Here is a 19166-nt window from a genome sequence, read left to right as displayed (position 1 = left end):
TATGCCACATCGCCTAGCCCTCGACATCACAAGCCTTCACACCGCCTACCAGCAGGGTGAGCTCACCCCTGCTACGTTGATCGACCAGCTGCTCGCCCAAGCGGACGCCCACGGTAAAGAGCCCGCCTGGATTACTCGCTTGACCCGTGAGCAGTTGGAACCTTACCTGAAGCGCCTGGAAGGCGAATCGCCGGAAACCTTGCCGCTTTACGGCATTCCGTTTGCGATGAAGGACAATATCGATCTCGCCGGAGTACCCACCACCGCGGGCAGCCCAGCGTATGCCTATACGCCCAGCGAAAACGCCTTTGTGGTGCAGCAGTTGATCGATGCGGGCGCTATCCCCATGGGTAAAACTAACCTAGATCAGTTCGCCACAGGCTTGGTGGGCGAGCGGGCGCTGGACGTATACGGCACGCCCGCCAATGCCTTCGACCCGACGCTGGTGCCGGGTGGCTCCAGTAGCGGCTCGGCGGTAGTGACAGCAGCAGGCATGGTCAGCTTTGCGCTGGGTACCGATACCGCGGGCTCTGGGCGTGTGCCCGCCTGCTTTCATAACCTTTACGGGGTTAAGCCGAGCTTAGGGCTGCTTAGCACCCGCGGCGTAGTGCCTGCCTGCGCCACGCTGGACACTATCAGCCTGTTTGCGCTGACCGCTGACGATGGCGCCAAGCTGCTAAATATCACCGCAGCCTATGATGATCAGTGCGCCTGGTCGCGTCAGCATAACTTTGCTGTGCAAGGTAAGCGCTACGGCAAAGCACCCGCAGCGTTTCGCTTTGGGGTGCCGCTTGAATCCCAGTGGCAAACCGATGCGGCCTATACCCAAGGCATGCACCAGGCCATTGCCGAGCTGGAAGCCCTTGGCGGCGAAAAGGTCGAGCTTGACTGTTCACCGCTACTGGCCGCAGCGCGTTTGCTCTACGAAGGCCCCTGGGTGGCCGAGCGTTACCATGTGATTCGCGACCTAATGGCGAGCACTCCCGAGGCGGTACATCCGGTCACTTTCCAGATCACCCAAGGTGGCGCCACGCCACTGGCGGTCGACGCCTTCGATGCGCGCTATAAGCTCGCCGAGTACAAGCGGCAGGCCGACGCAATCATCAGTCAGGTGGATGTGGTGCTCTCGCCCACCACGGTCACGCATCCGAGCAAGGCCGAGGTGGCGGCGGATCCCATCGGCGTTAACTCCCGCCTGGGCACCTGGACCAACTTTATGAACCTGCTCGACTACAGCGCCCTGGCGGTGCCGGTGGGCTTTAGCGAGCGCAATTTACCGGTGGGCGTCACGCTGTTTGGGCCGGTGTTTGCTGACTTAACGCTGCTCTCCCTGGCCCGCGCCCTCGAAGCCCGCTTGATGCTGCCGTTAGGTGCCTCCGGCGTAAAACACCCACCGCTGGCCGAACTCCCCGTTGCTACCCAAGACGGCAGCATGGAGCTGGTGGTATGCGGTGCGCACCTGCAAGGTCTGCCGCTTAACCACCAGTTGACCGAACGCGGCGGCGTATTGGTTAGCACCACACAGAGCGCACCGCGCTACAAACTGTTTGCCCTGGCAGGCGGGCCACCCAAACGCCCGGCAATGCTGCGCGACGAGAACGGCCAAGCCATTGGAGTGGAAGTATGGCGACTGCCGATTGAGACCCTGGGGAGTTTTCTCGCAGGCATTCCTGCTCCGCTCGGCTTAGGCCAAGTGGAGCTCGGCGACGGTAGTTGGAAGTGTGGTTTTATCTGCACCGCAGGGGCGCTTAATGAAGGCGGTGAAGCAGAAGACATTACCGAGTTTGGCGGCTGGCGGGAGTGGCTCTCGAGTCGATCATAGCGCTAATACGAGGCCCATTGGCATGTGGAGCTCTGCTCAGGGGCCTCTTTAACTATTTTTTAACTGAAATAGGTTTTAACTGAGATCTTCCGGCTACCCTTGGGTGCGCTTGGCCAACGACCGATTAGCAGCCTTAAAACATACTCGCGTCAGTGGCACCATCAGCCACAAAAGTGGCGTGAGTAACCAGCGATAGATAAAGCGAGCAATGAACAGAGTCGGCAGTAGCACAATCAGCCAGATAAGAAACTGGCCAAGCCATACCGGCCAGCCAAGCCAGGTAGAGAGATTGGCGCCGAGTGCGCTCACTAAGCTTGGGTGGCGCACCACCACATAGGCAGTGCCCGCTACTGCGGCGATCTTGGCCATGCGCGGTAACGTTGCAAAGCGCCCACCAGTAGCTAGCAACCCTTGGCGCAGCCCGACCCGAGCGCCCTGGGCTTCCACACTGCCCACTCGGGCAGCACGCGCGGCCCGGCCTGCCCGCAGCACTTTAACGGTGCTGGCCATGACCAGCAGATCTACCCCGGCCCAGCCTAAGTCGGCGGCGCCAATGTCGTCGCCCCGCCTCCACTGGCTTTCCAAATCGCGTAGCCCGCTGGTAAAGAAATCGCCTAGGCCCGCCACCAGACGCTCACCCTGTAGCCATTCAACTTCACCTTTTTCGCTGACCACAAATTGGTTAAGCAGCGCATGGCCGTTGGCATCCAGCAGCGCGATGCCCATCTGCCCACGACGATAAGGAGTAAACGCTGAATCTGTCTCACCCTCTTCATCGCTCCACCAGCGGCTAACCTGTTGATAGCGCTCGCCGACCCAGTGTTGCGCTCTTAGCGTGGCCACATCGTGGCTGCGAAAGTAGCTGATGGGCAGTACGGCATCGGCTCCATAGCGCACCAATACTCGCTGAAAATCGGGCAGTAATCCGTACTCCACTAATACATCGCGGGCGCTACCACCGTGGCGCAAAATCGCCAAAGAGGCGCTCATCCACAGCGCCTGATCGTCAGCATAGCTGAGAAACAGCGCATTGAGCTCTGGCGACTCGTGCTGAAGCGATGCCGCTAGGGTGGGCAGCGCCCGCTGAGCTTCCAGGCGCACCAGTTTGGACTCAAACGGTTCATGAGAGGCCAACGTCGATGCTAGCCCGGCGATTACTATCGCGATGACTACCATTATCTGCCAGGGCCGCATCGCCATTCACCTCATTCAATTGGTAACCGCAGGATTACCCTAACGACTCCGCCGTCACGTTCGCCGCTGCGGGTTGGGTCGAATGGTGGCGATTGATGGCGCTAAGGACGCCTTTCATGGAGGCGCTGGTGATGCTTTCATCCGTGCCCACGCCGAACACCGCTTTGCCGTCGATACGCACTTCCACGTAGGCAATGGCTTCCGCATCAGCGCCCTGACCGCGGGAGTGCTCGTGGTAGTCGATAATCTCTACATCGTGCCCTGCTGCAGCCAGTGCCTTAATAAAAGCGGCTAGCGGGCCATTGCCCTCGCCTTTTAGCGTTTGCCGCGCGCCGTTCTCTTCAACTACGGCGTCCAGCATTACTTTGGGACTATCGGGCTCAGACGACAAACGATGGTTAACTAATAAAAAGGGCGCACGCTGTTCTAAATACTCATCCGCAAAGGCCTGATAGATCATCTGCGAGGTAATCTCGCGTCCGGTACGCTCTGCGACTTCCTGCACCACTTGGCTGAATTCAATAGATAGTCGACGCGGCAGCTCAATACCGTGTTCCTGCTCAAGTAAGTAGGAAACTCCGCCTTTACCCGACTGGCTATTAACCCGGATAACCGCTTCGTAACTGCGGCCCACATCCAGCGGGTCGATGGGCAGATAGGGCACATCCCACAGAGCGTCAGGATTAGCGCGGCGATCCGCCATGCCTTTTTTGATCGCGTCCTGGTGGGAACCGGAGAAAGCGGTAAACACCAAATCACCCACGTAAGGATGGCGCGGGTGTACCGGCAACTGGTTGCAGTACTCCACTTCGCGCATGATCGGGGTGATATTGGAGAAGTCGAGCTGCGGGTTAACGCCCTGGGTGTACATATTCATCGCCAGGGTCACGATATCGACGTTGCCGGTACGTTCGCCGTTGCCAAATAGAGTGCCTTCTACACGGTCAGCGCCAGCCATCAGCGTTAGCTCGGCTGCCGCAACGCCGGTGCCACGGTCGTTATGGGGGTGAACGCTGACAATCAAGTGGTCGCGATTTTTGACATGGCGGCAGAACCACTCGATCTGGTCGGCATAGTTATTCGGCGTTGCAACTTCCACCGTGGCGGGCAGATTGACGATCATGGGCTTTTCAGCGCTGGAACCGTAAGCGGCCATGACCGCTTCGACGATCTCAACGGCGAAGTCCATCTCAGTGGTGGTGAAAAGTTCCGGCGAGTACTGGAACGTCCAATTGGTTTCCGGCGCGGCATCCATTTGTGCGCGAATCTGCTGGGTAGCCTCCACGGCGATTTGCACGCACTCAGGCTTATCGACGTTGAATACCACTCGGCGAAACATCGGATCAGTGGCGTTATAAACGTGGACAATGGCGTTCTTGGCGCCTTTCAAGGCTTCAAAGGTGCGCTCAATCAAGTGCGGACGCGCCTGGGTCAGCACCTGAATGGTCACATCCTCAGGAATTTTATCCTGCTCAATCAACGAGCGCACAAAATCGAAGTCCGTTTGCGATGCTGACGGAAACCCCACCTCTATCTGTTTGAAACCGACACTAAGCAGCATGTCGAACAAGCGCTGCTTGCGCTCTTGATCCATGGGATCAATCAGCGATTGATTGCCGTCGCGCAGATCGACGCTGCACCAGATAGGCGCTGATTCAATGCGCTGGCTCGGCCACTGACGGTCGGGCAGATCAACGGCCACAAAGGGACGGTATTTTTTGGCAGGATCAGTCAACATCATGGCGGCTCTCCGAAAATCAGTCAGTTGTGGGCTTGTCGATGTGCTTGCCGCCCACTTTGTTCTGGGGTGTGGGGGCTATTGAGTAGGCTTGGGTGAGGGCTGACTCCATGCGATCAAGCTGTGCTTTCAGCACGCGAACGTCATTGCGTAGCGACTGCAGCTCAGCCTCTTCGCCTTCACCGTTGTCCAGCGCCATTTGCGCGCTCTCTTTCTGCATCACGTCCAACACAATACCAATCATCATATTGAGAAAGATAAAGGCGTTCAAAAAGATAAAGGTTAAAAAATAGATCCAGGCGTAGGGGTAAACCTCCATGGCGGGGTAGAGCACGGCGGTGGCCCAGCTCTCAAACGTCGCCACTTGAAACAGCGTTAGCATCGCCAGGGAAATATTGCCCCACAGCCCCTCGTCTACATTGTGAAACAGAAAGCTACCAATAGCGGCGTAGATATAGAAAATGATAAACATAAGCAGTACCACGTAGCCCATCCGTGGAACTGATTTCACCAGCGCACTGAGTAGCATCTGCAGTTCAGGAATCATCGACACCAAGCGCAGTACCCGGAAAATACGCAGCAGCCTCGCCAGCAGTACCATTTCCGAATCGTCCATGGGAATTAGGCTGGCGGTCACAATCAGAAAGTCAAAAACGTTCCAGCCCTTTTTGAAAAAGCTTAGCAGGCTGCGTTCGGCGGCCATTCGGATTAAAATTTCGATCAGGAAAAAAATTGTTACCGCAATATCAAGATAGAGCAGCCACTGCTCAACCTGAGTGGTTTCGTCATAGGTCTTTGCCCCTATTACCAGGGCGGAAATAACGATAATGGCGATCACCACGGCTTCAAAAAGCTTATTTGAGCGCAGCTTTTCAAAGCGGGCCTGCCAGGTAGTAAAGGCGTCACTCATGTAACAAAAAATCTCTTAACGGTTAATCCGCACACTTTATACTAAAATTACACACCTACTACACAAGTGATATCCTGTTGTTTCACTTGATGTATCCTACGCCACCAGAACGCCTCTATAGGCGCCCTGTTGGTACTCTTTTGTTTAGCCGCTGGATGACCCCATGACACTGCTTTGGATAGCCTTATTGCCTCTGCTAGGCGTACTGGTACCGGCACTTACCGCACAGCGCGGTCGCGGTTTCTGTTCACTTGCGACTGCTGTGCTGCCGGCGACTGCCTTAGTAATGACGCTACTCAACGTGCCGGCTCTGCTAGACGGTGAGCAGCTGCGCTTTTCGGCCGCCTGGATGCCTGAGCTGGCGCTGAACCTAGCGTTCCGCCTGGATGGGCTGTCGCTACTGTTCAATCTGCTGATACTCGGCATTGGCCTGCTGATTATTCTCTATGCTCACTACTATTTAGCCAAAGATGAGCCCTATGGCCGATTCTACGCCTTCCTGATGCTTTTTATGGCATCAATGGTGGGTATTTCAATGTCGGACAACCTGATTCTACTCTGGCTATTCTGGGAGTTAACCAGCCTTTCCTCGTTTTTGCTGATCGGTTACTGGTCGCACCAGTCGGACGCCCGTAAAGGCGCACGTATGGCGCTAACGGTGACGGGCGCAGGCGGTCTGGCACTGCTGGCAGGCTTACTGCTGATCGGCGATATGGCGGGCAGCTTCAACATGGGCGAGGTGCTGGCCAGCGGAGACGTTATTCTTGCCGACCCGCGCTACCCGCTTATGTTGGGTTTAGTCCTGTTGGGTGCGTTTACCAAATCAGCTCAGTTTCCGTTTCATTTTTGGTTGCCCCACGCCATGGCGGCGCCCACGCCGGTATCGGCCTACCTACACTCGGCCACCATGGTAAAAGCGGGCATTTTCCTAATGGCACGGCTGCACCCCGCCATTGCGGGTAGCGAACTGTGGAGCGTAGTGGTCTCGTTGGTGGGCATTGTCACCATGCTATATGGCGCCTGGTTTGCGCTGATGAAAACCGACTTGAAGGGCATTTTGGCGTTCTCCACCGTTAGCCATTTAGGCTTGATTACCGTGCTGTTGGGCATCGGCAGCCCCATGGCGATTTTGGCGGCGCTATTTCACATTCTTAATCACGCCACCTTTAAAGCCGCGTTGTTTATGAGTGCTGGCATTATCGATCATGAAACCGGCACCCGAGAGCTGAAACAGCTCGGTGGGCTGAAAAAAGCCATGCCGGTGACCGCGCTACTAACTACCCTGGCAGCGGCAGCGATGGCGGGCGTACCGCTGTTTAACGGCTTTTTATCCAAAGAAATGTTCTTCACCGAGGCGCTAGCGACGCCCGTTTTAGGTGGCCTAAGTTGGTTATTGCCTGCGTTGGCAGCGCTCGGCGGGATTCTTTCTGTGGCCTATTCTGTGCGTTTAGTACACGCCGTGTTCTTCAAGCCGGCTCGTGAAGCGCCGCCAAAATCGCCTCACGAGCCGCCACACCTTATGCGTTTGCCAGTAGAAATATTGGTCGTACTCTGCGTAGTGGTGGGTCTGTTCCCGGCCTTTATGGCAACGGGATTGTTAGAGCTTGCCAGCCAAGCGGTAATCGGGAGTCCGCTCGATTTTCATCTGGCGATCTGGCACGGCGTTAATCTGCCGCTCATCATGAGCCTGCTTGCCTTTGTGGTGGGTATCGCATTGTATTGGCGGCATGCCGATTTGCGTCGATTTACCCAGCAGTTTGCCGGGGTGGATGCCCGGCGCGTGTTCGAACGTATCCTGGTTTCCATGGGCTATCGCTCCGAGCAGCTTATCGCCGCACTGGAAGGCAATTCACTACAGCGCTATGTGGGATGGCTCTGGCTAGGCGCATTAGTCATGGGTGGGGTCGGTCTGGTTCAGATCACCGACTTAACGGGTGCTGCTGGCAATCAAGAGCTGGATGGTATCCTCATACTCGGGGCGGGAATGCTTATGTTTGGCGGCATAGCGACCGCCGCCACCCACCGCTACCGGCTGATTTCTTTGCTGATGCTGTCGGTAGTAGGGCTCTTTGTGGCGCTTACCTTTGCCCGTTTCTCGGCACCGGATCTGGCGCTGACACAGCTTTCAGTAGAAGTCGTGACCATGATTCTGCTGATGTTGGCGCTATTTTTCCTGCCGCAGAAAACGCCCCGCGAATCCAGCCCGCTGAGGAATATCCGCGACATGCTGCTAGCCGGCTCACTGGGTCTGGTGATCGCCAGCCTTAACTACGCGGTGATGACCCGTGACACGCTGTCGATTTCTAGTTTCTTTATGGAAAACAGCAAGCCAGGCGGTGGCGGATACAACGTGGTCAACGTCATTTTGGTCGACTTCCGGGGCTTCGATACCTTGGGTGAAATCACCGTACTCGCCATCGCAGGTCTGGCGATTTTCAAGCTACTAAATCGTTTACGCTTGTTTATACCGCACAGTGATGGTGAAGGCCGAGTATGGTCACCTGATCGCTACCCGGCGATTCTAACCTCCATCTCAATGACGCTACTTCCATTGGCGCTATTGGTGTCAGCGTTTATCTTCCTGCGCGGCCATAACGAGCCTGGCGGCGGCTTTATTGCCGGGCTGATTACCGCGGTAGCACTGATTCTGCTGTATATGGCGCGAGGCGTGGCGTGGGCGCAAGAGCGCTTAAACTTCCCCTTCCAGCCAGTGGCGGTCATTGGGGTGGCCATTGCCACGCTAACAGGGTTAGGCAGTTGGCTGTTTGGCTACCCGTTCTTAACCTCCGCATTTGGTTACTTCACGCTACCGCTGATCGGTACCTTTGAATTAGCCACCGCACTCCTATTCGACCTCGGCGTTTACTTAGCCGTCGTGGGCGCTACGTTAATGATTCTTGCCAACCTGGGCAAAGTGACCACCGCCCACCGCCCTGTGACCGAAGCTTCTGAAAAAGATGCCGAAGCCAGCGCTGCAACGCCCTCTGCCAAGGAGCCTCGCTAATGGAACTGCTCTATGCGATGACCACCGGCGTATTGACCGCTTGTGGGCTCTACCTCACTCTTCGCGGCCGCACCTTTCCGGTCGTAGTGGGCCTTACGCTGCTCTCTTATGCCGTGAATCTTTTCCTGTTTTCGATGGGTGGATTGACCACTGACGGGGCCACCATTGTGTCTGAAGGAACTGACTACGCCGACCCGCTCCCCCAGGCGCTGGTGCTCACCGCCATTGTGATCGGCTTTGCGATGACGGCATTTGTGGTGATCTTGGCGATGCGCGCACGTAGCGAAGTGGGTAACGACCACGTCGACGGTAAAAAGGAAGACCGAGAATGATGCAGCACCTGATTGTTTTTCCTGTTGTTCTACCGTTAGTGGCAGGTATTCTACTGCTTTATCAGCGCCAAGGATTAGTACGTTACAAGCGCGCAGTGAGTGTTACCGCCACCGCGCTACTGCTGCTGGTAGCGATTGGCTTGTTACGCCAAGCGGCTAGCGGTGAAATCACTTACTACGCACTCGGTGATTGGCAAGCTCCGTTCGGCATCGTACTGGTGCTTGATCGTCTCTCGGCCTTAATGTTGCTGCTGACTGCTTTATTGGCCGTTGGCGCAGTGGTCTTTGCCTGCGCGGGCGATGACGAGAAAGGCAGTAACTTCCACGGCCTTTTTCAGTGGCAATTGCTGGGCATCAACGGCGCTTTTTTAACTGGCGATTTGTTCAACCTGTTCGTCTTCTTTGAAGTGCTGCTGCTGGCGTCTTACGCCCTGCTACTGCACGGCGGCGGCAAAGCGCGCATTCAGGCAAGCGTCCACTATGTAGTGCTCAACCTGGCGGGCTCTTCTCTGTTTCTGATTGCGGTGGGGATTCTGTACGGCGCCACGGGCACGCTAAACATGGCCGATATGGCGATCCGGGTCGCTGACCTACCGGCAGAGCGCGATGGTTTAGTGACCGCCGGTGCACTCATGCTGCTAGTGGTGTTTGGGTTAAAAGCGGCGATTCTGCCGCTCTACTTCTGGCTGCCCAAAGCCTACGCCTCGGCCCCCGCGCCGGTGGCTGCACTGTTTGCGATTATGACCAAAGTGGGGATTTACGCCATTCTGCGCGTCTACTCACTTATTTTTGGCGATAGCGCTGGCGGCTTGGAGGCGCTGGAGCAGCCCTGGGTATGGTGGCTGTCGCTCGGCACCTTGGCCGCCGCTGGCGTTGGGGTAATGGCCGCACGGGATTTGCGCTTGCTGGTGGCTTACCTGGTGTTAGTATCGGTGGGCACGCTGCTGGCAGGTATCGGCATGCGCTCCTCCCAGGCGGTCTCGGCGTTACTCTATTACCTGATCCACACCACGCTGATCACCGGTGGTCTATTCCTGCTAGCAGAAATGATTGGCCTACAGCGTGGTAAAGCCGGCACCCGTTTGGTCAAGGGTCGCCCTATGGTGCAAGGCGCAGGACTCGCCATGCTGTTTTTTGTCGGCGCCATCGCTGTGGCAGGCGTGCCGCCGTTTTCCGGCGCGTTCGGCAAGGCATTAATGCTTAATGCCGCCGAGGGCTCCCAGCGCCTATGGCTCTGGCCGTTGCTGCTGCTGACCAGCCTTGCTTCGCTGATTGCCCTTTCCCGGGCAGGCTCTACGCTGTTTTGGCGCAGCCACCGGGGCACGATCAGCGGTAGCTCACTGCCCCGTTGCCAATGGTTTGGGGTTATCTGGCTGCTCAGTGCAGCCCCGCTATTAGTCGCACTTGCAGGGCCTGTGAGCAGCTACACTCAAGCCACGGCTGAGCAATTAGCCAACCCTCAAGTGCTGATTCGCACGCTACTACCTGATGCTGGAGATGCCCAATGATCGCCCCGCGTTCCTGGCTACCCACGCCTGTATTATCCCTACTGCTGCTGGTCGTTTGGCTGCTGTTAGTACGCAGCTACGCTTTTGGTCAGTTCGTACTCGGCGGCTCATTAGCTATTTTGATTCCCCTACTGACCCACCGCTTTTGGGATGCCCGTCCACTGATCGGCAAGCCCTTCATGCTGCTGCGGTTTATCTTCCGGGTACTGGGCGACATCATCACCGCCAACTTTGAAGTGGCTTACTTAATTGCCAACCCATGGCGCAGACTTAAGCCTCATTTTATTGAATATCCGCTAATGCTCGAAGAGCGCTTCACCATCACGCTACTGGCCAACACGATCAGCCTGACCCCAGGTACCGTATCGGCCAATTTGCGTATGGATGGTAAGTCTCTGCTAATTCACGCCTTAAATGTCGACGATGAAGAAGCGCTGATTAACCAGATTCGTGAGCGCTATGAACGCCCGCTCAAGGAGATTTACGAATGCTGAGCATTGCGCTTTATATCACCTTAGCGCTGGTGGTGATGGCACTGTTGATGAACCTCTACCGGCTGACCATCGGCCCCAGCCTGCCCGACCGGGTACTGGCTCTAGACACTATGTACGTCAACTCGATTGCGCTAATTGTGTTGTTAGGGCTTTGGTTGAACAGTAAAACCTATTTTGAGTCGGCGCTGCTGATCGCGATGCTAGGTTTTATCAGCACCGTCGCGGTGTGCAAATATATTCTACGCGGAGACATCATCGAATGATTAACATGAGCTGTCGAATGATGAATACAAGCGGTCGTTTGATAAATATGCGTCAGGGGGAACTATGCCAGTCATCATAGAAGCGCTTATTTCGCTGCTGCTGATCGCTGGCGGTGTGTTTGTGTTTATCGGCTCGCTGGGGATGGCGCACCTGCGCGATTTCTATATGCGTCTACATGGCCCTACCAAGGCCACCACCTTGGGCATCGGCTGCATGCTGATTGCTTCGATGCTGTATTTCTGGAGCATTGACGGTAAACCGGATGCTCAAGAGCTGCTGATTACGCTATTCCTGTTTATTACCGCCCCCGTCAGCGCCCACCTGTTAGCCAAATCCGGCTTGCACCTGCGCTTAAAACACGCTGATAAAACCCAGGGTAAGCCGGTAGAGCTACGTCCTGAAGAAGTGGGCGAGAAGCCGGTACCGCACCCCGATAAAGGCCATGGCTAAAACGGGTAAAATCACATCAAAATAAAAAACAAGGCGGCGCCTAATGGCACCGCCTTTTTTATGGCGTTAAATCCTGCTGATGGTAACCCAGCAGGTAGAGAACACCGTCAAGGCCCACCGACGATATCGCCTGGCGCGCCTGGGCGCGCACTAAAGGTTTGGCGCGAAACGCGATACCCAGACCCGCCTTGGCGAGCATTTTCAGATCGTTGGCACCGTCACCCACAGCAATGGTTTGATCCAGGCTAAAACCTTCCCGCAAGGCAATGGTTTCTAACAGTGCAGCTTTGCGCTCGGCGTCGACAATCGGTTCGCTCACAGCGCCGGTTACTTTGCCCTCTTCGATGATCAACTCATTGGCATGGATCTCGTCAAAACCAAGCTTCTCCTGCAAGTGATGAGCAAAATAGGTAAAACCGCCTGAGAGGATCGCCGTGCGGTAGCCCAAGCGCTTTAGGTTGGCCATCAACCGTTCAACGCCCTCCATCAACGGCAGCTCTTCAGCGATTTCCGCTAGCACGGACTCATTCAAACCGGCCAGCTTACTCATCCGCTCGCGGAAACTCGCTTTAAAATCGAGCTCGCCGCGCATGGCCCGCTCGGTGACTTCTGCGACCTCTTCGCCAACCCCATGGCGGCGAGCCAGTTCGTCAATGACCTCGGCTTTGATCAGCGTGGAGTCCATATCGAAACAAACCAAACGGGGCTTAACGTGATTGCGTGTGTCGGCTTGGATAACAATATCAACGCCCAGGGTTTCGCTCAGTACCAATGCGGCATTGCGCACGGCCTCAACATCTACCCCGCCTACCAGTCGTTGCTCAACACAGTCGATACCTTCGCCCTGCTGTCTATCGGCAAGGCGCTGGGTGCTGATTTCCTGTAGACCAAACTGCCCGATAAGTGCGTTTACTTGGGCCTGAATATCCGCGCTTAATCGCGGCGCTAAAACGGTTAGGATCAAGTCACCGTTTGCCATCACTTAGCTCCTACCATCATTTATTCCCCTGCCTCTAAACGGTCAACTTTTTGGAAGCCGCGGGGCAGCTTGCTACCACGTCGGCCCCGCTCGCCACGATAATAGGCCAGATCGTCGGCTTTTAGGGTTAACTTGCGCTTACCGGCATGAATCATTAATGCTTCGTTAGACGCCAGTACGGTGAGGCCGCAAACAAACTCTTCCCTGCGCGCAGCCCTGGGGCCTGGTATATCGAGCATTTTATTGCCTTTGCCTTTGGACATCTCCGGCAATTGATCTAGCGGGAACAGCAGCAGTCGGCCTTCGTTGGAAACCGAGGCCACCCACAGCTCGTCGCTCTCAGGCACTTCAACCGGCGCCATCACATTGCAGCCTTTGGGCAGGCTAAGCACCGCTTTACCAGCTTTGTTCTTACCGGTGAGCGTATCCAGCCGCGCCACAAAACCATAGCCGCCGTCGGTAGCGAGCACAAAGCGTCGTTCGGGTGGTGCAAACATCAGCCCTGCCATTTTCGCTCCAGCCGCCACATTAGCTCGCCCGGTAACCGGCTCACCCTGCCCCCGGGCACTCGGCAGGTTATGCGCCGATAGCGTATAGGCACGCCCGGTGTCATCCAGCAGCACCAGCGGCTGATTGGTTTTGCCTTTCGCTGCCAGCTGGAAGCTGTCCCCGGCTTTATAGGAGAGCCCCTCTGGGTCGATATCGTGCCCTTTCGCCGCGCGAATCCAGCCTTTATCAGACAGCACCACGGTAATCGGGTCAGCGCCAAGCAGCTCTACTTCAGACAGCGCTTTGGACTCTTCGCGCTCGACCAGCGGTGAACGGCGTTTATCACCATGCTCTTTACCCGCCGCGCGGATCTCTTTTTCGATCAGGGTGGTGAGCTTGGCTTCGCTGCCTAACAAGCCTTCTAAATATTTGCGCTCTTTTTCCAGCTCGTCCTGCTCGCCGCGAATTTTCATCTCTTCGAGCTTGGCAAGGTGGCGCAAGCGCAGCTCTAGAATGGCTTCGGCTTGACGCTCGGAGAGGCTAAAGGCCTCGATCAGCGAAGCTTTAGGGTCATCCTCTTCGCGAATAATGCGGATCACTTCGTCCAGATCCAGGTAGGCGATCAGCAGGCCTTCCAGGATATGCAGGCGGTCTTCGACCTTGCCTAAGCGGTGCTCTAAACGGCGGCGCACCGTGCTGCGACGGAACTGCAGCCACTCGCCGAGCATTTCGGGCAGCGGCATCACCCGTGGGCGGCCATCCAGGCCGATCACGTTCATATTCACCCGCACGTTCTTTTCAAGATCCGTGGTGGCGAACAGGTGGGCCATCAGCGACTCAACGTCGATGCGGTTGGAGCGCGGTTCGATCACCAGACGAGTGGGTTCTTCGTGGGTCGATTCATCGCGCAGGTCGGCCACCATGGGCAGCTTTTTGGCCTGCATTTGGGCGGCAATCTGTTCAAGCACCTTGGCGCCGCTGACCTGATACGGCACCGAGGTGATAACGATATTGGCTTCTTCGCGGATGTAGCGGGCGCGCAGCTTAACCGAGCCACGGCCGGACTCATAAAGCTTACGCAGATCCGCGGGCGGGGTAATAATTTCCGCATCGGTGGGAAAATCCGGCGCGGGCACGAATTCCATCAAATCCGCGGTAGTAGCCTTGGGGTTGCGCAGCAGATGGCAAGTGGCTTCGACAATTTCCGAAACGTTATGGGGCGGAATATCGGTAGCCATACCGACGGCAATCCCGGTACCGCCGTTGAGCAGCACATGGGGAAGCTTGGCGGGCAGCACCAGCGGTTCCTGCATGGTGCCATCGAAATTAGGCGCCCAATCGACGGTACCCTGACCCAACTCCCCCAGCAACACTTCGGCAAACTTGGAGAGTTTGGCCTCGGTGTAACGCATGGCGGCGAAGGATTTAGGGTCGTCGGGGCTACCCCAGTTGCCTTGGCCGTCCACCAGCGGGTAGCGGTAGCTAAACGGCTGCGCCATCAGCACCATGGCTTCGTAGCAGGCGCTATCGCCATGAGGGTGGAATTTACCCAGTACGTCGCCGACGGTACGCGCCGACTTTTTGTACTTGGCGTTGGCATGCAGCGCCAGCTCGCGCATGGCGTAAATAATCCGCCGCTGCACGGGCTTCATACCATCGCCAATGTTGGGCAGAGCGCGGTCGAGAATGACGTACATCGAGTAGTCGAGGTACGCTTTTTCGGTGTAGTCGCGCAGGGAGAGACGTTCGACGTCGCCCTCCGCTACTTGAATATCCATATCGATCATATCCTACCTTAACAACAAAACCGCCCCAGTCGGGGCGGCTGATAAGCGGACGCGCGGCCACTTAACATGGCTCGCTAGGTTAATTGATACCTTTCGTTTGATGCCTTCGTTTCGTGTGCTAGTGCTGCCGTTTGAGAACTGCCGTGAAACTCATCAAGCAATCCTTTCAAGCGCTGGGCCTGAAGCGACAACTCATTAGCAGCACCAGCGGCCTGGCTAACCAAACCGGCGTTCTGTTGCGTTACCGTATCCATTTGGGTAACGGCCCGGTTGATCTCGTCAATGCCGTTGGTCTGCTCGCCAGACGCTTGGCTGATTTCACTAATTCGCGCGGTCACCTCTTCAATCGCCACTACAATTTCTTTCATGGCAGATTCAGCCGCCTGAGCATAGCCACTACCGGTCGCAATCTGCTCAGAAGTGGTTTTAATCAGCCCATTAATGTTTCTGGCAGAGGCAGCACTGCGTGACGCCAGCTCGCGGACTTCGCTAGCCACCACGGCGAACCCACGACCATGCTCACCTGCCCGCGCTGCCTCTACCGAGGCGTTTAGCGCCAATATATTGGTTTGGAAGGCAATATTCTCAATCACGCTAACAATGGTAGACACTTCACCGGAGCTTTCGTTGATCGCTTCCATGGATTGCGCCAGCCGCGATACTTGCTCACCACCTTGCTTAACTTTTTCCACTGACTCCTTCGCTCGCTGGTCTGCCTCTTGGGCGTTGTCAGCGTTGCGCTTCACCGTTGCCGCCATTTCTTCCATCGTGGAAGAGGTCTCTTGCAGAGAAGCTGCTTGCTCTTCGGTGCGGCTAGAAAGCTCGGTATTACCCGCGGCAATTTCCGTCGACTCACTGGCGATGGCATCCGCCACGCTGCGCACGTCGCCAAATAGATGCTGCAGTTTATCCGAGTAGCGGTTGACAGCGCTGCGTAGCTCGCCAATTTCATCGTCGCGATAAATAGTCAGCTCACGGCTAGAGCCACCCTGCCCTAACTGATCAATCTGCAGCGTGGTACTGCGAATTTGCCGCAACAGGATGCGTCCACCCCACCAACCAAGAGCAAGCAACAGCGCTAACAAGGGCAGAATGACAACCAACAAATCACGCGTTAGGGTACGCGCCAGCGCCGTCACTTCCTCTTGAGGCGTCATTAAACCAAGCGTCCAGCCAGTATCCTGCATATCAAACAAACGCACCGAAGCGGGGGCATTCAGCACACCTGCGGTTTCAACGCTGACTTCGTCACGCCCTTCATTTAGGCCATCAATTACCGGCTGCAACCAAGGCATACTGCTTATTAAATTCGCCAGACCTTGCATCTCATCCGTTTCCAGATCAGCACCCGGGAAATGAATCACATTGCCCGCGCTATCAAGCACAAACGCATAACCACCGGTCGCACCGCCGTTTTCAGTTAAGAACTCGGCCACACCCTCAAGCTGCATATCAATAGTGGCCACGCCCGCAAACTCATCATCGAGATAGTAAGGGACGCTACACGTCACCATTGCCACGCCCGTAGCAGGATCACGATAGGCCGTTGACCACACGCACTGCCCTGGTTCGGCGTCACGGGCGCTGCTGTACCACTCTTCATCCTGATAGGGCGACATACCGGGGGCGTTGTAATCATCTAAAAACTCAAGCCCGCCCTGCTCGTTCCTTGCCCAAAAGAAGCTAAAGCGCTCAACCCCTGCTTCAAATGCATTAGGCTCTGGCCAAATCCCCCCGCCGACAATGACGCTGTTACCATTGTCATCCACCACTCTAGGGAAGGCTTGCAAATAAAGTTCTTCTTCGCGAGGTAACGACTCAGCCAACGCGGCAAGACTCGATGTATTGCCTTCAACCCGCGATAACTGCGCATCCAAAGCGTTAACGATCGATCCGCCTGTTCGATCCACCAACGACTGGCTTGCTTCAATCACCAGCGGTTGCCCCCGCCACGCCATCACGGCGTAGATACTGGCGGCCATCAGTAGCATAAGTGCAAGTGCAGCCAGTGTTAGCTGCCTAGATATGGTTTTAAACAATTTTTTTCCCCTATGAATGTGCGGTTATTAGAATTTGTAAGCCCTACATTCAACTATCGGCTAAAGCACGCGTTACTGTAACGATGCCTTAACAACGCCTTATTAACGCTTAGCTGTTTTATCTACACCTCGATATCGGCAAGGTTACCGTAATCTTCCAACCACTTTTTACGATCGCCCGCGCGTTTTTTTGCTAGCAACATATCCATCATCTCCATGGTGCCATCGCCATCGGTCAAGGTGAGCTGCACCAGTCGCCGGGTTTCCGTGGACATGGTGGTTTCACGCAGCTGCAGCGGGCTCATCTCCCCCAAGCCCTTGAAACGCTGCACATTAGGCGTACCGCGCTTACTGGCCAGTTGCTTGAGAATGGCGGCTTTTTCGCTCTCATCCAGGGCGTAGTGCACTTCTTTGCCCAGATCAATCCTGTAAAGCGGCGGCATCGCCACATAGACGTGGCCCGCATCGACCAAGCTCGGGAAGTGGCGCACAAACAGCGCGCACAGCAGCGTGGCGATGTGCAGACCATCGGAGTCGGCGTCGGCGAGAATACAGATCTTGTGGTAGCGCAGCTTTTCCAGATCGGCGCTGCCGGGGTCGGCGCCAATCGCCACCGCAATATCGTGAACTTCCTGGGAGCCGTAGATATCGTGGGTTTCCACTTCCCAAGTATTCAGGATCTTACCGCGCAGCGGCAGTATCGCCTGGGTTTCACGGTTTCGCGCCTGTTTGGCACTGCCGCCGGCAGAGTCTCCCTCGACCAAAAACAGCTCGCTTTGCGCGGGGTCTTGGCCGGAGCAGTCCGCGAGCTTACCGGGCAGCGCCGGGCCAGAAGTGACCTTTTTACGGGCAACCTTCTTAGCTTTTTTCTGGCGATTCTGCGCCGCGCTGATGACCAGCTCAGCAATCGCTTCGGCTTGATCCACATGGTGGTTCAACCATAGGGAGAAAGCGTCTTTAACCACGCCGGAGACAAAGCCCGCAATAGTTCGCGACGAGAGACGCTCTTTGGTTTGCCCGGCAAATTGCGGGTCGAGCATTTTTACCGAGAGCACAAAGGAAGTGCGCTCCCAAAGGTCATCGGCGGTGAGCTTGATGCCGCGGGGCAACAGATTGCGGTATTCGCAGAATTCCCGTAACGCGTCCAACAGCCCAGAACGAAAGCCGTTTACATGGGTGCCGCCCTGGGGTGTAGGAATCAGGTTGACGTAACTCTCCAACAGCGCTTCGCCGCCTTCGGGTAGCCACTGAATCGCCCAGTCCACGCCGTGTTCGTCGTCGTTAAAATGGCCAACAAAGGGCTCCCGAGGCAGCACTTCATAGCCGTCTGTGGCTTCAACGAGATAGTCGCGCAGGCCATCGGCGAACTGCCACTCGGTGGTGGTGCCCTCGGGCTCTACCAGCTTGACCTTGAGCCCGGGGCAAAGCACCGCTTTGGCACGCAGCAGATGTTTGAGCCGGGTTAGCGCTAGCTTGGGACTATCGAAGTAGCTCTCATCGGGCCAGAAACGTACTAGTGTGCCACTCGCCCGCTTGGGCGCTTTACCAATTTCATGCAGCTCTTCGACTTTTTCACCGAACTCGAAGGCCATGGCATGGCGTGCGCCATCGCGGGTAACTTCCACATCCAAGCGGCGCGAAAGCGCATTCACCACCGAAACACCGACACCGTGCAGGCCGCCGGAGAAGCGGTAGCTAGTGGAGGAGAACTTACCGCCTGAATGCAGCTTGGTAAAAATAAGCTCAACGCCAGAAACGCCATGCTCAGGATGCAGGTCGATAGGCATACCACGGCCATTGTCCTGCACTTCGATCCCGCCGTCGCTATGCAGCACAACGTTGATCTCGGTGGCATGGCCCGCCAGCGCCTCATCGACGCTGTTATCGATGACTTCCTGAGCAAGGTGGTTAGGGCGTGTGGTGTCGGTGTACATACCGGGACGTTTACGAACCGGCTCGAGGCCCGACAGGACTTCGATGGAACTCGCGCCGTACTGAGAGGCATCAAACTGGGTCATGTAACGTCGGTTCCCTGAAAAAGCGTACTTATCAATTCGTACTTAGCAATTCGTGCTTAGCAAATCGTACTGGCAGCCATATTGAATGCTGAAACGAGTCATTGGCGGCTTGCAAAGAAGCACAGGATAGCGGAAAAG

At 56.2% G+C, this 19166-nt stretch carries 14 protein-coding genes; 7 read left to right on the top strand and 7 right to left on the bottom strand.

Annotated elements, in window-relative coordinates:
* The first annotated feature begins 1 nt into the window (after position 1).
* Positions 2-1822: an allophanate hydrolase gene (atzF, locus tag J7J49_RS14050; RefSeq protein WP_215093453.1), complete on the top strand. Its 1821-nt coding sequence runs from the start codon at positions 2-4 to the stop codon at positions 1820-1822.
* A 93-nt stretch (positions 1823-1915) separates the two neighbouring features.
* Here atzF and J7J49_RS14045 read toward each other — a convergent pair whose 3' ends face one another.
* From J7J49_RS14045 to J7J49_RS14035, 3 genes are read right to left on the bottom strand one after another with little or no spacing between them, the layout of a single operon-like run.
* Positions 1916-3022: a hypothetical protein gene (locus J7J49_RS14045; protein WP_251048314.1), complete on the bottom strand. Its 1107-nt coding sequence runs from the start codon at positions 3020-3022 to the stop codon at positions 1916-1918.
* A 28-nt stretch (positions 3023-3050) separates the two neighbouring features.
* Positions 3051-4757: a 2-isopropylmalate synthase gene (gene leuA / locus J7J49_RS14040; protein WP_215093450.1), complete on the bottom strand. Its 1707-nt coding sequence runs from the start codon at positions 4755-4757 to the stop codon at positions 3051-3053.
* 16 nt (positions 4758-4773) lie between these two features.
* Positions 4774-5664: an ion transporter gene (locus J7J49_RS14035; RefSeq protein WP_215093448.1), complete on the bottom strand. Its 891-nt coding sequence runs from the start codon at positions 5662-5664 to the stop codon at positions 4774-4776.
* A 163-nt stretch (positions 5665-5827) separates the two neighbouring features.
* Here J7J49_RS14035 and J7J49_RS14030 point away from each other — a divergent pair, with 163 nt between their 5' ends.
* The 6 genes from J7J49_RS14030 (at position 5828) to J7J49_RS14005 (ending at position 11716) form a co-directional block, all read left to right on the top strand.
* Positions 5828-8668: a monovalent cation/H+ antiporter subunit A gene (locus J7J49_RS14030; RefSeq protein ID WP_215093446.1), complete on the top strand. Its 2841-nt coding sequence runs from the start codon at positions 5828-5830 to the stop codon at positions 8666-8668.
* Positions 8668-9000 (top strand): Na+/H+ antiporter subunit C, encoded by a 333-nt coding sequence (locus J7J49_RS14025; protein ID WP_064236486.1) that lies wholly within the window; start codon positions 8668-8670, stop codon positions 8998-9000. Before J7J49_RS14030 ends, J7J49_RS14025 begins: the two co-directional genes overlap by 1 nt.
* Positions 8997-10508 carry a monovalent cation/H+ antiporter subunit D gene (locus J7J49_RS14020; RefSeq protein ID WP_215093444.1) on the top strand — a complete coding sequence of 504 codons (1512 nt, stop codon included), beginning with the start codon at positions 8997-8999 and terminating at the stop codon, positions 10506-10508. The genes J7J49_RS14025 and J7J49_RS14020 overlap by 4 nt, the downstream gene beginning before the upstream one ends.
* Complete coding sequence (locus tag J7J49_RS14015; RefSeq protein WP_064236484.1) at positions 10505-11002, top strand: Na+/H+ antiporter subunit E; 498 nt, start codon at positions 10505-10507, stop codon at positions 11000-11002. Before J7J49_RS14020 ends, J7J49_RS14015 begins: the two co-directional genes overlap by 4 nt.
* Positions 10996-11265 carry a K+/H+ antiporter subunit F gene (locus J7J49_RS14010; protein ID WP_008958594.1) on the top strand — a complete coding sequence of 90 codons (270 nt, stop codon included), beginning with the start codon at positions 10996-10998 and terminating at the stop codon, positions 11263-11265. Before J7J49_RS14015 ends, J7J49_RS14010 begins: the two co-directional genes overlap by 7 nt.
* Before the next feature lie 64 nt (positions 11266-11329).
* Complete coding sequence (locus J7J49_RS14005; RefSeq protein ID WP_064236483.1) at positions 11330-11716, top strand: Na+/H+ antiporter subunit G; 387 nt, start codon at positions 11330-11332, stop codon at positions 11714-11716.
* A 58-nt stretch (positions 11717-11774) separates the two neighbouring features.
* On the opposite strand, the gene serB is transcribed toward J7J49_RS14005, so the two are convergent.
* From serB to parE, 4 genes are all read right to left on the bottom strand, one after another.
* Positions 11775-12695, bottom strand: a complete 921-nt coding sequence (gene serB, locus J7J49_RS14000) for a phosphoserine phosphatase SerB (RefSeq protein ID WP_215093442.1) — start codon at positions 12693-12695, stop codon at positions 11775-11777.
* Between the two features lie 20 nt (positions 12696-12715).
* Positions 12716-14971, bottom strand: coding sequence for a DNA topoisomerase IV subunit A (gene parC, locus J7J49_RS13995; protein ID WP_251048313.1), 2256 nt, complete (start codon positions 14969-14971; stop codon positions 12716-12718).
* Positions 14972-15045: 74 nt separating this feature from the next.
* Positions 15046-17010, bottom strand: a complete 1965-nt coding sequence (locus J7J49_RS13990; RefSeq protein ID WP_240488291.1) for a methyl-accepting chemotaxis protein — start codon at positions 17008-17010, stop codon at positions 15046-15048.
* Positions 17011-17132: 122 nt separating this feature from the next.
* Complete coding sequence (parE, locus tag J7J49_RS13985; RefSeq protein WP_215093440.1) at positions 17133-19028, bottom strand: DNA topoisomerase IV subunit B; 1896 nt, start codon at positions 19026-19028, stop codon at positions 17133-17135.
* Positions 19029-19166 lie beyond the last annotated feature (138 nt).

It is taken from the genome of Halomonas sp. ISL-56 (assembly GCF_018612805.1).
Classification (GTDB): domain Bacteria; phylum Pseudomonadota; class Gammaproteobacteria; order Pseudomonadales; family Halomonadaceae; genus Vreelandella.
Note: the sequence above shows the minus strand (reverse complement) of the source record. Positions and strands in the feature narration are given on the sequence as shown.

Excerpts from the sequence above, each read along its gene's own strand:
- atzF (WP_215093453.1), top strand. The coding sequence starts at position 2 with ATGCCACATCGCCTAGCCCTCGACATCACAAGCCTTCACACCGCCTAC.
- J7J49_RS14045 (WP_251048314.1), bottom strand. The coding sequence starts at position 3,022 with ATGGCGATGCGGCCCTGGCAGATAATGGTAGTCATCGCGATAGTAATC.
- leuA (WP_215093450.1), bottom strand. The coding sequence starts at position 4,757 with ATGATGTTGACTGATCCTGCCAAAAAATACCGTCCCTTTGTGGCCGTT.
- J7J49_RS14035 (WP_215093448.1), bottom strand. The coding sequence starts at position 5,664 with ATGAGTGACGCCTTTACTACCTGGCAGGCCCGCTTTGAAAAGCTGCGC.
- J7J49_RS14030 (WP_215093446.1), top strand. The coding sequence starts at position 5,828 with ATGACACTGCTTTGGATAGCCTTATTGCCTCTGCTAGGCGTACTGGTA.
- J7J49_RS14025 (WP_064236486.1), top strand. The coding sequence starts at position 8,668 with ATGGAACTGCTCTATGCGATGACCACCGGCGTATTGACCGCTTGTGGG.
- J7J49_RS14020 (WP_215093444.1), top strand. The coding sequence starts at position 8,997 with ATGATGCAGCACCTGATTGTTTTTCCTGTTGTTCTACCGTTAGTGGCA.
- J7J49_RS14015 (WP_064236484.1), top strand. The coding sequence starts at position 10,505 with ATGATCGCCCCGCGTTCCTGGCTACCCACGCCTGTATTATCCCTACTG.
- J7J49_RS14010 (WP_008958594.1), top strand. The coding sequence starts at position 10,996 with ATGCTGAGCATTGCGCTTTATATCACCTTAGCGCTGGTGGTGATGGCA.
- J7J49_RS14005 (WP_064236483.1), top strand. The coding sequence starts at position 11,330 with ATGCCAGTCATCATAGAAGCGCTTATTTCGCTGCTGCTGATCGCTGGC.
- serB (WP_215093442.1), bottom strand. The coding sequence starts at position 12,695 with ATGGCAAACGGTGACTTGATCCTAACCGTTTTAGCGCCGCGATTAAGC.
- parC (WP_251048313.1), bottom strand. The coding sequence starts at position 14,971 with ATGATCGATATGGATATTCAAGTAGCGGAGGGCGACGTCGAACGTCTC.
- parE (WP_215093440.1), bottom strand. The coding sequence starts at position 19,028 with ATGACCCAGTTTGATGCCTCTCAGTACGGCGCGAGTTCCATCGAAGTC.